Origin of the sequence: Paenibacillus sp. YN15, assembly GCF_003285005.1 — a bacterium.
Classification (GTDB): domain Bacteria; phylum Bacillota; class Bacilli; order Paenibacillales; family NBRC-103111; genus Paenibacillus_AR.
Genome location: NZ_QMFA01000001.1, coordinates 451,509 through 463,837, shown reverse-complemented (window position 1 = coordinate 463,837; position 12,329 = coordinate 451,509). Strand labels below are relative to the sequence as shown.

11 protein-coding genes are annotated in these 12,329 nt (G+C 56.6%); 5 read left to right on the top strand and 6 right to left on the bottom strand.

Annotation, left to right across the window (positions count from 1 at the left end):
• Positions 1 to 27 precede the first annotated feature (27 nt).
• The 3 genes from DQG13_RS01515 to DQG13_RS01505 form a co-directional block, all read right to left on the bottom strand.
• On the bottom strand, positions 28 to 1,125 hold the full coding sequence (locus DQG13_RS01515; protein WP_113017588.1) for an HD-GYP domain-containing protein: 1,098 nt from the start codon (positions 1,123 to 1,125) through the stop codon (positions 28 to 30).
• Between the two features lie 54 nt (positions 1,126 to 1,179).
• The gene (locus DQG13_RS01510; RefSeq protein WP_113017587.1) at positions 1,180 to 1,980 is read right to left on the bottom strand and encodes an undecaprenyl-diphosphate phosphatase; all 801 of its coding nucleotides are present in this window, start codon (positions 1,978 to 1,980) and stop codon (positions 1,180 to 1,182) included.
• A 65-nt stretch (positions 1,981 to 2,045) separates the two neighbouring features.
• Positions 2,046 to 3,482: a bifunctional metallophosphatase/5'-nucleotidase gene (locus DQG13_RS01505; RefSeq protein ID WP_113017586.1), complete on the bottom strand. Its 1,437-nt coding sequence runs from the start codon at positions 3,480 to 3,482 to the stop codon at positions 2,046 to 2,048.
• 234 nt (positions 3,483 to 3,716) lie between these two features.
• On the opposite strand from DQG13_RS01505, the gene DQG13_RS01500 reads away from it, so the two are divergent.
• From DQG13_RS01500 to DQG13_RS01490, 3 genes are all read left to right on the top strand, one after another.
• Complete coding sequence (locus DQG13_RS01500; RefSeq protein WP_113017585.1) at positions 3,717 to 4,496, top strand: molybdenum cofactor biosynthesis protein; 780 nt, start codon at positions 3,717 to 3,719, stop codon at positions 4,494 to 4,496.
• Positions 4,493 to 5,557: a ThiF family adenylyltransferase gene (locus DQG13_RS01495; RefSeq protein WP_113017584.1), complete on the top strand. Its 1,065-nt coding sequence runs from the start codon at positions 4,493 to 4,495 to the stop codon at positions 5,555 to 5,557. Before DQG13_RS01500 ends, DQG13_RS01495 begins: the two co-directional genes overlap by 4 nt.
• A gap of 107 nt (positions 5,558 to 5,664) precedes the next feature.
• Positions 5,665 to 6,714 (top strand): HD-GYP domain-containing protein, encoded by a 1,050-nt coding sequence (locus DQG13_RS01490; protein ID WP_113017583.1) that lies wholly within the window; start codon positions 5,665 to 5,667, stop codon positions 6,712 to 6,714.
• Between the two features lie 98 nt (positions 6,715 to 6,812).
• On the opposite strand, the gene DQG13_RS01485 is transcribed toward DQG13_RS01490, so the two are convergent.
• Positions 6,813 to 7,922 carry a C40 family peptidase gene (locus tag DQG13_RS01485; protein WP_113017582.1) on the bottom strand — a complete coding sequence of 370 codons (1,110 nt, stop codon included), beginning with the start codon at positions 7,920 to 7,922 and terminating at the stop codon, positions 6,813 to 6,815.
• Positions 7,923 to 8,136: 214 nt separating this feature from the next.
• Between DQG13_RS01485 and DQG13_RS01480 the strand changes: the two genes are divergently transcribed.
• Both DQG13_RS01480 and DQG13_RS01475 read left to right on the top strand, forming a co-directional pair.
• The gene (locus DQG13_RS01480; RefSeq protein WP_113017581.1) at positions 8,137 to 8,757 is read left to right on the top strand and encodes a TetR/AcrR family transcriptional regulator; all 621 of its coding nucleotides are present in this window, start codon (positions 8,137 to 8,139) and stop codon (positions 8,755 to 8,757) included.
• 45 nt (positions 8,758 to 8,802) lie between these two features.
• On the top strand, positions 8,803 to 11,184 hold the full coding sequence (locus DQG13_RS01475) for an MMPL family transporter (protein WP_113017580.1): 2,382 nt from the start codon (positions 8,803 to 8,805) through the stop codon (positions 11,182 to 11,184).
• A 49-nt stretch (positions 11,185 to 11,233) separates the two neighbouring features.
• Here the strand turns inward: DQG13_RS01475 and DQG13_RS01470 are convergent, their stop codons facing one another.
• The gene (locus DQG13_RS01470; RefSeq protein ID WP_113017579.1) at positions 11,234 to 11,416 is read right to left on the bottom strand and encodes a hypothetical protein; all 183 of its coding nucleotides are present in this window, start codon (positions 11,414 to 11,416) and stop codon (positions 11,234 to 11,236) included.
• Positions 11,417 to 11,677: 261 nt separating this feature from the next.
• The gene (locus tag DQG13_RS01465; RefSeq protein WP_181592503.1) at positions 11,678 to 12,304 is read right to left on the bottom strand and encodes a response regulator transcription factor; all 627 of its coding nucleotides are present in this window, start codon (positions 12,302 to 12,304) and stop codon (positions 11,678 to 11,680) included.
• Positions 12,305 to 12,329: the final 25 nt, after the last annotated feature.

The window sequence follows — 12,329 nt, the reverse complement described above, 5'->3', positions numbered from 1 at the left end:
GCCTGCCGGCTTCTATTTTCCCGTCTGTCAGAAGGCTTCGGGCTCATTGACAGACTGGATCATCAGAGTCAGTTTTTTGGACAAATCCACTTCATATGGAACTGCAAGCTCCTCGCCGCCTTCATTCTTGAGGATGCGGATCACCGGACGCTGGGGGTATGAGGCGTTCAGATCCACCACAACCCCGGACTCTCCGCTGTTGAGCATCACGGAAACCCCCAAGGGATAAATCGCCACCTTGTCGCGGAACAGCTCCACCTTGTCCAGATCAAACTTGATTCCCGCCTCGGTATACAGAATTTCCATAACCTGATGGGGGAGCATGGCGTTGCGGTATACACGATGGGTGGTCATGGCGTCATAAGCGTCCACCAGGCCGATCCACTTGGCATATTCCAGAATCTCGTGGCCCTTAAGAGAGCGGGGATAACCGCTGCCGTCCAGCCGCTCATGATGCTGCAGGGCGCAGTGGGCCGCCAGAAGAGGAATATTGGGCTCATCCTTCAGCATCTGAAAGCCCAGAACCGTATGCTGCTTCATGCTCCCGAATTCCTCGTCCGACAGCTCGCCGGGCTTTTTGAGAATGCCCATATCAATCTTGGTCTTGCCGATATCATGCAGGAGGGCGCCCAGACCCATGGTCTGCAGCTGGTCCCGGTTATAGCCGTGGGCCATCCCCAGCAGGGTGGCGTAAATGCAGACATTTATGGAATGCTGGAAGAGGTAGTGGTCGGTAATCTGCATCACTGTGAGCATAATCATCGCGTTCTGCTGATGGCTCAGATCATCGATGATCATATTCAAAATCTGGCGGAAGTCCTTGCTTAAGGCGCCCACCCGGGCCGGCTTCTTGCGGCTGGAATCATCCATCAGTCTTCGGAAGTGGGAACGGATCACCCTGGTGGCGGCTTGCCTGGTTTCATCGGTCAACAGCTCGGGGATGGCGATATCATCTGTTCTGGGATCATCAATGTACAGGAAGTCAATTCCATGCATGGACAGGCGGCTGATGATGGAATCGGTCAGCTCCATATGCTCCGCCAGCAGAATCAGCCCTTCCTCATTGTAAATATTCCTGCCAAGCTTCATCCCCGGCTTGCATACGGTGATCGGCAATAAGCGCATCGTGATGTCCTCGTTCCTTCAGTAATATCAAATCAGAGGCGGTTTACAATCACTCTAAAAAATGAAATAAAGAAATACTACCGCAGCCAGCACAAACCGGTAATAGGAGAATACCGTCAGCTTCAGACGGCCCACCAGCTTAATGAAGGCAGCCACGGCCAGAAGCGCCACGAGAAAAGATACCACAAACCCCACCGCAAAAAACAGGGCGTCATCCATGGTCATCTGGGAATAGCTTTTGAGCAGCTCGTAGCCGCAGGCCGCCGTCATAATGGGCAGGGCCATAATAAAGGTGAAATCCGCCGCCGCGGCGCGGCTGGCGCCTGCCAGCATCCCTCCCGCAATGGTGGAGCCGGAGCGGGAAAAGCCCGGCCACAGGGACAGAATTTGCGAGATGCCGATGAAGAAGGCTTGCTTGTATGTAATCTGGTCCATGGTGTCCGCGGTAATCTCAGGCTGGAATTTCTCCGCCACAATCATGAAGATGCCGCCTACCACCAGACTGATAATCACCGTTTCCGGCATAAAAAGCAGCTTGATGTAATCTCTGAAAATATAGGCCAGCCCCAGCGCCGGAACGATGCCGATGGCAATATGGAGCAGGTTCATCTGCGGCCCCTGCGCCTGCTTGGCGCTTTTGTCCCGGATGCCGAAAAGGCGGAGCACCTTCTTCCAATACAGCACCGCAATGGCCAGGATTGCCCCCAACTGGATGATAACCTCGAAGCTGTCCGCCTTGGCGCCGGTGAAATTCATGGCGTGGCCGGCTATGATCATATGCCCTGTGGAGGAGACGGGAAGAAATTCCGTCAACCCTTCAATAATCCCAATAATGATTGCAATCCAAAGACTCATTGGAACCTCCCGAAAGAAATGTTTTGCGCGTGTAAATACATCGTTTTTATTGTATAGGACGAGCCTTACGGGGACAAGTGAAATCTGGCTGTCCGGCACAGCCGCAGCGCCTCCCGGTCATTGAGCTCCTTCTCCAGCACATGCCGCAGGAAATCCGGGAGAAAGTATTGGGCGTCTCTCCCCTTCAGGCTCAGGTACCCGGTGCCGAAGGTGAACATATCGCCTGTGGCCACCCGGTACTCCCGGTCGGGAAGAAGCGGTTCCCCCTTATGCAGTATGGCGCTGATCTTCATATAGGGCTCCTGGCCGGGATTCCAATACACCTCCAGGCCGTCCACGCACAGCCCGCCCAGCCGTTTGCCGCGGAAGCCGTTCCCGTACAGGGGCAGCTCCACAAATTCCGCAAGCAGCGACTCCTCCAGCGCCTGCCGCAGTTCCTGCCCGGTAAGGGTGGTGATGCAGGGATTTACGGGTGACGGGCAGAGCTCTAGCAGCGTCTCCCGGGTAACAGGCCCCGGCAGGAGGCTGGTCAGCAGCTGGCCGGAATTGATCAAGGCCAGCTCCGCCCCCGTCTCCTTGCGGATGCCGGCAGCCAGCAGATTGCCCAGGGCGGAATCCCGTTCCCAGTCCACAGCCAGGCCTTCATCCAGCACGGCGATCCGCTCCTGCATAACCTCCGCCGCTTCCCGGGCCCGTTGTTCCACAAGCCGCTTCACCGCCGGGTCCCCTTGCTCCCGGGCGGTTTCATGAAGCCGGCCCTCCACCCCCAGCAGGTATCCGGTATCGGGATCAAAGGAAAGCTCCACCTCTCCCACATACCGGCCCATGGACCCGGCGGCGCAGAGACAGGTTCGCCCATGGAAAAGCGGCTCCTCCAGCACATGGTGGGTATGGCCGCCAAGGATCACATCGATGCCCTCCACCTCCTCCGCCAACCGCTTGTCGTTGCGCAGGCCCAGGTGGGACAGGACCACAACCGCATGGGCCCCCATCTCCCGAAGATGACGCACCGCCTCCCGCACCGCCTCCATCGGCTCATCCACATGCCAGCCCAACAGCCGGTAAAAAATCGGATATTGCGCTGTGGCCCCCGTAATCCCGATGCGCAGGCCGTCCTTCTCCCACATCACTCCCGGCTTCATCCACTCCGGCGCCCGGCCGGTTTCCCGTTCCCGCAAATTGGCCGCCACCACAGAGAAGGCCGTTCCCCCTCCAAACAGCTGCTGAAGCCTTGCCTTGGTGAAGGTCAGCCCCTCGTTGTTGCCCAGGGTGACCGCATCATAGCCTGACGCCTCCAGCACCTCCACATGGGCAGAGCCTGCCCCGGCCTCGGTGATGGTGCTCATCCTGTCCATGTGATCGCCGCAGTCCGCCACAATCACGGGAACGGACGAATGGCTTGCGCGAAGGCGGGCAATCGCCCCCGCAACCCGCGGCATAACCTGGAAGGAGCTGTGAATATCGTTGGTATGCAGCAGCACAACCTTCTCCGGTTTTTTCATCGGTTCATCAACCAGCCTTCTTGTGAAATACTTCGATTACCCTGCAAATTATGATATAGTTACGAGGATAAACATCCCTCGGCGTCCTTTGGCGCGGGTGGGGAATTGCCGGAGTGCCATAAACCGCGCTTCTATTGAAGGGATGTACAATTCTATAGCTTATGCTAACAATAGCAGAGTCCATGCCTGTTGATCAAATCCCGGACCCTGCGTTCCATTATCAGGAGGTGCATCATGCAACTGACTATCCAGATATTCGCCGGATTGGCGGACAAAATGGGAGGAAGCGCCGTTACCGTTACCACCGGGGAGGACCGTCTTACCGCCGGCGGCCTGAAGCAGCTCCTTGCCAGGGAATATCCCCATGCGGCCTCCTCCATATCCGTTTCCTTTCTTGCCAGGAACCACGCTTACGCACAGCCGGAGGACGAAATCCGCGAAGGGGATGAGCTGGCTCTGATCCCTCCCGTCTCCGGCGGCTCCCCGGCCTGGTCCGAACAGGAACCGGACAGCGGAGAGAGGTTCGAGCTGACCCGGCAGCCCTTGGAGCCGGAGCGCATCGCCGCCAAAACAGCCCATCCCAACTGCGGCGCCAACCTTGCTTTTACGGGAACCGTCCGGGAATATACCGGGGACCTGCATACGGAAGCCTTGGAGTATGAAGCCTATGCCCCTATGGCCTTGGCCACGCTCCGGCAGATCGGCGACGAGGTGGCGGCGCGCTGGCCCGGGGCCCTGTGCGCCATTTCCCACCGGCTGGGGCTGGTGGAAGCGGGAGAAGCCAGCGTGGTAATCGCCGTTTCGGCTCCCCACCGGGATGCCTGCTACGAAGCCAGCCGTTATGCCATCGAACGGTTGAAGCAGATTGTGCCCATATGGAAAAAAGAAGCGGGACAATGGAGCCATCCCCAGGCGCAGCCGCAAGCCGCATCCGGAACCCGCATCCCGGGCCGTTCCGGCGGCGGATGGAATCCCCTTATCCTGGCCGACGGCGGAGAGGAGCGATCCCGATGAGCGCAACCGAAAAGCCGGTTTCTCCCGGAACGGTGCCGGGCCGTTATTCCCGGCAGGTGCTCTTTGGCCCCTTGGGCGAATCCGGCCAGCGGAAGCTGATGCATTCCCGGGTGGCCATCGTCGGCATGGGGGCGTTGGGAACGGTGCTGGCCAACCACATGGTGCGGGCCGGCATTGGCTATCTCCGCCTGATTGACCGGGATTTTGTAGAGGAGAGCAATCTGCAGCGGCAGATGCTTTATGAGGAGGCCGATGCCGCAGCTTCCCGGCCCAAAGCCGCGGCGGCCGCAGAGCGGCTGGGCAGGATCAACAGCCTGGTTGAGATTGAGCCTCATGTGACGGACTTAAACCCGTCCAATGCGGAGGAATTGCTGACGGGTGTGGACCTGGTGCTGGACGGCAGCGACAACTTCGCGGTCCGCTTCCTGATTAACGATGTCTGCGTGAAGCATGGCATTCCCTGGATTTACGGCGGAGCGGTAAGCGCCCGCGGCGTCATGATGACAATTCTTCCGGGAGCCACCCCCTGCTTCCGCTGCCTGTTCCAGCAGCCGCCGGACCAGGGCGCTATGGAAACCTGCGATACGGCGGGAGTGCTGGGGCCCATCATCCATGTTGTGGCCTCCTGCCAAGCCGCGGAAGCGCTGAAGCTCTTAAGCGGCAACCGGGAGGCGCTGAACAAGGGGATGCTGCACTTCGACCTGTGGCATAATTTCCAGGGAGGCATGGACATGTCGGGCGCCCGCCGGGAGGAATGCCCCTGCTGCGGCCAGGGGCAGTTTGATTATTTGACAGCGGAGCTGGAAGGGGAAACCCTCCAATCGCTATGCGGCCGCAACGCTGTGCAGATTGTCCCGGTTCGCCCCCGGCAGCTGGACCTGGAGGAGCTGGAGCTGGCGCTCAGGCGCTCCGGCTCCACCGAGCGCAATGCGTTTTTGCTGAAATACAGAGCGGACAACGGCCTGACCCTGGTGCTTTTCCCCGACGGAAGAGCGATGGTCCAAGGAACGGCGGACCTGGCGGCGGCCAAATCCTTTTATAGCAGATACGTTGGCATGTAAGGGCATCTGTGAAAAATTGGAACATTTAGTATTGCCAAAATATGCATCCCTTGCTACTATAATGTTACACAAAAATGTGATGATTTTCGCCATGGGGTGACATATTAATGAGAATCCATATTATGGATCTTCTTCCTGGAGACAAATTGATTCAGGATGTGTTTAATTCTTACGGTCTCCATGTTTTATCGGCGGACGCTCGTTTGGGGAGCGATTCCATCGCGCGGCTTCTGGCTCACAATATTGAATACATCGAGATTGAGCGCTCTCCGGATGCGGCCCCCGCCGGTGTCACCCTGCCGACGATCATCTCCTACCCTTCCGTCCAGATTTCCTATGATGCCAGCTTGGCCGGCTTGGACATTCTGTTCAGCCAGGCGCTGGAGGAAGGGCGCATTGAACAGGATATTGTGGATGCCAGCTTCGAGCCGTTGGCCGAAAGCTTTCACAAAGAGAAAAATCTCGTGTCCCTGCTGCTTTCCCTGGAGAACAGCGATGATTACACCTTTAACCACAGCGTTCAAGTAGGGATGCTTGCCTATTATTTGGCCCGCTGGCTGGGTTATCCGGAAAGCTTCGCCCTGGATGCGGGAAAAGCGGGGTTCGTCCATGATATCGGCATGAGCAGGATTGATCCCGCGATCCTAAGGAAGCCCTCAAAGCTGACGGATGAGGAATACAGCGCGGTGAAGAAGCATGTGGAATACGGAGCGGACATTCTGCGGAAGACCTATCCCGACGATTCCCCGATTATGCTGGGCGCCATGCAGCACCACGAACGAATGGACGGCAGCGGCTATCCCCTAGGCCTTAAGGGGGAGGAAATTTCCGTCATCGGCAGAATCTTGGCCGTCACCGATATTTACAGCGCCATGATTACCTCGCGGGTTTACCAGAAGGAACGGGATCTGCTGTTTGTGCTGAAGGAGCTGAACCGGCTCAGCTTTTCGAGCCTTGACCCCACCATTACCCAGGTCTTCATCCGGAATCTGGTGCCTAACCTCCTGGGCAAAACCGTTGAGCTGTTCGATGGCAGGCGCGGCACTATTGTGCTGACCAATTACACCGACTTTTTCCGCCCGCTGATCCGCATCGACAATGAGTTTGTGGATTTAAGCAAACATCCCGAGCTGTCTATCCTGAAGGTTCTGGCTTAAGGGCCGCGGATTTGAAACCGGTTACCTGATGAAAGGCGCAAAAAGACTGCTGTTCCCCTCCGCGGAAGGAGAGGAAACAGCAGTCTTTTTTGAATCCGTTACTTCGCAATCCGTTTGGCGAGCAGAAAGGTTCTTTTCCAGTAGGCCTTGTCGATGCTGGTGATCTGAACCCCGTCCTTGGGCTCGGGGGAAGCATGAATCATGTTCCGGTTCCCTATATAAATGCCCACATGGCCAACTGTCTTGTTGGTCTGGAAACGGCCCGGCACATAGAAATAGAGCAAATCTCCCACCCGCAGGCTGCTGCGGCTGACTGTATTGCCAAGCTTCGCCTGGGCCCGGGCTGTCCGCGGCAGAGCAATTCCGTATTTATCAAACAGATAGGCGGTATAGGTGGAGCAGTCAAAGGTACCGGATTTCGGGTATGGTTCAGCTCCGAATTCATAACGGACACCCAAATAAGTCCGGGCTCTGGCAATCAAGGCGGGAATGTTGATATCCTTGAGGACCGCCGCAGGGACCGCAGCCTCCAGTCCGTCGTCGGCAGGCAGCGCCGCAGCGGACATATCCGCAGCCGCCTGCTTGTAGGGGTCCTCCGGGTCATCGCCGAAATCCAGGGCGCTGCCTTCCGGCAACGGCGCATCCTCATCCACCTTCAGCGGAAGCTGCTCCGGGGACGGCTTCAGCATCAAGGACTGGCCTTCCTTGGCAAATACCAGCTCATCCGTCAGCAAATCCGACACCGCGGATACGGGAATGCAGGGAACGCCGTCAATCATCCGGGGCGGGTTTTTGAGCCGCAGCTGGTCATCCTCCTTGCGAGCATCCACAGAATCCAGCTTCAGCTCAAACGCGGCATCGTTATCGCCAAACTTCAGCGTTTGCCGGTTATCGTCCCATTTGAACCTGAAGCCGGCCAAACGGATCAGCTGCTCCACCTCCACATATTCCTCCCCGTCGGCAACCTTCAGGGGAAGCGAGGCTTCGCCGGGAACTGCCGGCAAACCGACAGGCCCCGGCGATCCGCTTAGGATGGACATGTTGTCGGATGCCCATGACCCGCTTGAATAAGGGGAATTCTCGGCTTGGGGGGAAACGGCCCGGTCACGGTCGGCGGAATGCCGGCTGCCCACGCCCGCACATGCCGAGGTGACGGCCAAGGCGGCAGCCAAACAGATTATGGCGCTTATTCGCGCAGATTTCCTCATAAGGGATACTCCTTCTTCCAAATCAGATTTGGGTTCTTCCCTTAGATTCACTTCCTCCGCCCATCTTTATTCTGAAAAAAACTTCCTGTTGTGCCGGACTTTTTTTGCACATCGGGCATATTTGCACAAAGTGCATTATTGCACATTGGGCAATAATATGCTAGGCTTACGTAGAGAACAGAATCCTCTTGCGGAAAGGCGGTGAATCTTACATTTGAACAAAACCAGCTTGCGTGACTTGAAGAAAGAAGCGACTGCTTATGCCCTGGCCAATGCGGCGTTCGAGCTTGCGGTGGAGCGGGGACTGGACGGATTTGTGGTGGACGATGTGGTGCAGCGGGCCGGATACTCCAGGCGGACCTTCGCCAACTATTTCTCCTGCAAAGAAGAAGCAGTGGCCACAGCCGCCATCTCCCTTGCCGGAAGCCAGCACGACGAAGCCGAACAGCTCTTGGCCAGCATGCCCAAGGAAACTCCCCTTCTGGATATGCTGTACGAGACGATGAGAACCCAGTTTACCGCCAGCCTTCTGCTGAAAATGCGGGAAGTGGTAGCCCTCTCCAAGAAGCATTCTACGCTGGAGCCCTATATCCTCAGCGTCTTCCGCAGCCTTCTGGCGGATGCCCAGGAGTCGTTGTGGGAATTGACTCCCGGCCGTTATCCGGAAGTGTATATCCATCTTCTTATAGGTGCGGTATACGGGGCCATGCTGCCCGTGGTCGACGGCACTTTGAATGTGCTGCTGCCGGGGCAATCCGGCGCAGACGGGGAAGGGGACACTCCTTTTGAAGAGTATCTGGAAACAACCTTCCATTATTTGCGGAACGGCTTTTAGAATCACGGTCCAACAGTTATAGAAAAAGGAGAGGACTATACCGCAATGTCTACATTCTTGTACAAAATCGGAAGAAAGGCCTATGACAAGCCCTGGTATTTTATCAGCGCCTGGATCATAGTGCTTGCCGTCGTCCTTGCTTTGCTGGGCTTCAACGGCGTTCATATCAGCAGCGAGTTCAAAATGGAAGGCACCGAATCGCAAAAGGTGCTGGATAAACTGGCGACAGAGCTGCCGGAAGCCTCCGGCGGGCAAGCCAGTGTGGTCTTTACCGCCCCCGCGGGAGAACGTCTGGATACGCCTGAGCGTGTAGCTGCCATAACCAACGCGGTGAACAAGGTGTACACCATGGATTATGTTATTAATCCGGCGGAATTGGCTGCCGCTGCCGGCTCCTCGCAGCAGCAGGGCGCGCAGGCGGGGCAAGCCGCAGGCGCCCAAGGAGCGGCCGGCGGGGCTGATGCCGCCGGGGCTGCCGGTGCTGCCGCCGCTGCCCAAATGCCGCCTTACGGTCCGCTGATGGTAAACGGGCTTCCCGTCCCCGGCGTGCTCATCGCCACAGACGGCAGTGTGGCGCTGTTCCAATTCCAGTTTACCGTGCAGCAAACCTCCCTGCCCTCCGGTGTTACCGATGCCATCGTAGAGGCCGTGACGGAAGCGGAGAGCGGCACCGGCATCCAGGCCTTGCCCAGCGACAGCCTAAGAGACGCCGAGGTGGCCATCGGCTCCAATGAGGTATACGGCCTGATCCTTGCAGCCGTTGTCCTGATTATGACCCTTGGCTCCGTCGTGGCGGCAGGGCTGCCGATTCTGATCGCGCTGGTGGGGGTTGCCATCGGCGTAGGAGGCGCCTTTGCCCTTTCCAGCTTTGTCGCCATGACATCCATTACTCCGGTTCTGGCTCTGATGGTGGGGCTGGCTGTGGGGATCGATTATTCTCTCTTTATCGTCAACCGGCAGCGCCGCCTTATCTTCGACCATGGGCTGACCGCCCGGGAAGCGGCAAGCCGCGCGGTAGGTACAGCCGGCAGCGCCGTATTCTTCGCCGGCCTTACGGTGATCATTGCGCTGTGCGGATTATTGGTTATCCGCATTTCGTTCCTGAGCATCATGGCGCTGATTGCCTCGGTAACGGTTTTCTTCAATGTGCTGATTGCTCTTACCCTGCTGCCCGCCTTGCTTGGTCTGGTGGGTGAACGCATCTGCTCCGCCAAAGCCCGGGACAAGGCGCGCACGAAGGCTGCAGCCGGCCAGGAGCATGGGGCGGCCGACAAATGGGTGAAGGGAGTCATCAAATTCCGGTGGGCCGTCATTGTAGTCGTTATTGTGATCCTGGGCACCGCGGCCATACCGGCTATGGAGATGAAGCTGGGTATGCCGTCAGGCGCCACAGCGAATCTGGACACCCCCCAACGTCAAAGCTACGACGCCATCTCCAAAGGGTTCGGCGAAGGCTTCAACGGACCGCTGGTAATTGTGGCGGAGCCTCAGGACCCCTCGCAAGCCATCACGCCCCAGGTTCTTGGGGGGCTTGTCCAGGATATCCAGAAGGTGCCCGATGTGTCGGTGGTATCCCCGCTTGGCATGAAGCCGGACGGCAGTGTGGCTATTCTGAGCGTTATTCCCGGCACGGGCCCCACTGACGAGGCCACCAAGGACCTGGTTACCAATCTGCGCGACGCCGACTCGGCCCTCGCCCAGACCTACCATGTAAAGCTGGGCGTAACCGGCTTTACGGCCATCAATATCGATATGTCCTCCAAGCTGGGAGAGGTTTTCCCCGTTTATATCGGCATCATCGTCATCCTATCCCTGATTATTCTGCTGCTGGTCTTCCGGTCCGTGCTTGTTCCGATCAAAGCCACTGTGGGCTTCCTGCTCAGTGTGCTGGCCACCTTCGGCATTACAACCGCCATATTCCAATGGGGCTGGATGAAGGAGCTGTTCGGGTTTGACACCGGCGGCCCGCTGCTAAGCTTTATCCCCATCCTGGTAACAGGCATTCTGTACGGTCTGGCCATGGACTACCAGGTCTTCCTGGTCTCCTCCATGCGCGAATCCTACGTCCACGGCCATCGGGGCGCAGCAAGCGTGAACCACGGCTACAATCAGGCCAGCCGGGTAGTAGTGGCGGCTGCAGTCATCATGGTATCCGTATTCGCAGGCTTCGTGCTGTCGCCGGACATCATGATCAAGCAAATAGGGTTTGCCTTGGCTATCGGCATTTTGATCGATGCCTTTATCATCCGCATGGCGCTGGTTCCCGCCGCCATGGCCATCTTCGGCGACAAAGCCTGGTGGCTGCCCAAACGGCTGGATCGTCTTCTGCCCAATCTGGACGTGGAGGGCGACAAGCTCCTCGCAGCGCTGGAGCACCAAGGCGGGGCAGACCATACCGCCAAGCCAAAAACCGGCAAGAGACACTAAATTCAATTTTCAAGAGCAGGGGATTCCGTCCTCCCTGCTCTTTTTGTGGTTATGCCGCCGGCTGCACAGCCATAATCCGCTCGGCCAGAAACAGCCGCGGCCCCCTTGCGGAATAGCAATATGCCTTGATCCTGCCGCCATCCACCGCCAGCACCCGGACCCGGCGTTTGCTGAACGCTCCCGATTTGTCCTGATAAATAATCGTGACGGTTTGGCCCACATACTTTTCCATCCTGACCGCCTCCAAAAAATAAGAACATATATTCGTATTATATGCACGAATACATGTTCTTATGCAAGCGGAAAATATAAACAATCGGCTGTTCAACTAATGTCTATGGAATTGATGCCGGATCCAAATTCTTTTGGATTGGGCATCATTGATATTCAGCTTCAAATATCCGGCAGCCTCTTCATGGACATACATCATGCAGAATTCCAGTCTGCCTCTATGCTTTCCGCCTTCTTTGGAGAAGGAGAAATTTCCGCTCAATCACTTTCTGTAGTATCGGGACCTCATAAATAATTCAATGGCTTGCGTTCTGTTGCTGACACCCATCTTTTGAAAAATCCGCTTCTGATAATTGTCAACGGAACGTTTGCTCAAAAAAACCTGCTCCGCAATTTTATTCAACGTGCATCCTTGCAGAATCAGATTCATAATGGCTACCTCTTCTTCACTCAACTCCATGTCAACGAAGCGGCCGGTAAAGGATAGCTGCTTCTGGACAGATTCCGGCACAATATAGTATCCATTCATTACGCATAAAAATGCTTGCCTTACCGAGTCATGACTCTCTTCCTTGGAAACCACCCCATTGGCTTGCATAAACACTTCGGGGGCAACTTGATCAATAGGAATGCCTGTAAAAATGATTATTTTTAAATCGGGACAAGCCTCCCTAATTTCCGTCAATATATTTGAAGTGATGTCTTTTCTGTAATCCATAATCAGGAGGTCCGGCTGCCATTGCTGAATCTCGCTTATGCCCTGATTGCAGGATTTGGACACCCCTACCACATCAATATTTCCAATTTGATTAAGAAGTTCTATCGTTGCCTGTGCCATAAGCGGATGTTCATCGACAATGATAGCTCTTCGCACCTTCGCTTCTATCATTCCCATCCTCCATTCACAGCATTTA

What these genes read in the sequence shown, in the direction of transcription:
- DQG13_RS01515 (WP_113017588.1), bottom strand. Translation starts at nt 1,125, where the DNA reads ATGCGCTTATTGCCGATCACCGTATGCAAGCCGGGGATGAAGCTTGGC.
- DQG13_RS01510 (WP_113017587.1), bottom strand. Translation starts at nt 1,980, where the DNA reads ATGAGTCTTTGGATTGCAATCATTATTGGGATTATTGAAGGGTTGACG.
- DQG13_RS01505 (WP_113017586.1), bottom strand. Translation starts at nt 3,482, where the DNA reads ATGAAAAAACCGGAGAAGGTTGTGCTGCTGCATACCAACGATATTCAC.
- DQG13_RS01500 (WP_113017585.1), top strand. Translation starts at nt 3,717, where the DNA reads ATGCAACTGACTATCCAGATATTCGCCGGATTGGCGGACAAAATGGGA.
- DQG13_RS01495 (WP_113017584.1), top strand. Translation starts at nt 4,493, where the DNA reads ATGAGCGCAACCGAAAAGCCGGTTTCTCCCGGAACGGTGCCGGGCCGT.
- DQG13_RS01490 (WP_113017583.1), top strand. Translation starts at nt 5,665, where the DNA reads ATGAGAATCCATATTATGGATCTTCTTCCTGGAGACAAATTGATTCAG.
- DQG13_RS01485 (WP_113017582.1), bottom strand. Translation starts at nt 7,922, where the DNA reads ATGAGGAAATCTGCGCGAATAAGCGCCATAATCTGTTTGGCTGCCGCC.
- DQG13_RS01475 (WP_113017580.1), top strand. Translation starts at nt 8,803, where the DNA reads ATGTCTACATTCTTGTACAAAATCGGAAGAAAGGCCTATGACAAGCCC.
- DQG13_RS01470 (WP_113017579.1), bottom strand. Translation starts at nt 11,416, where the DNA reads ATGGAAAAGTATGTGGGCCAAACCGTCACGATTATTTATCAGGACAAA.
- DQG13_RS01465 (WP_181592503.1), bottom strand. Translation starts at nt 12,304, where the DNA reads ATGATAGAAGCGAAGGTGCGAAGAGCTATCATTGTCGATGAACATCCG.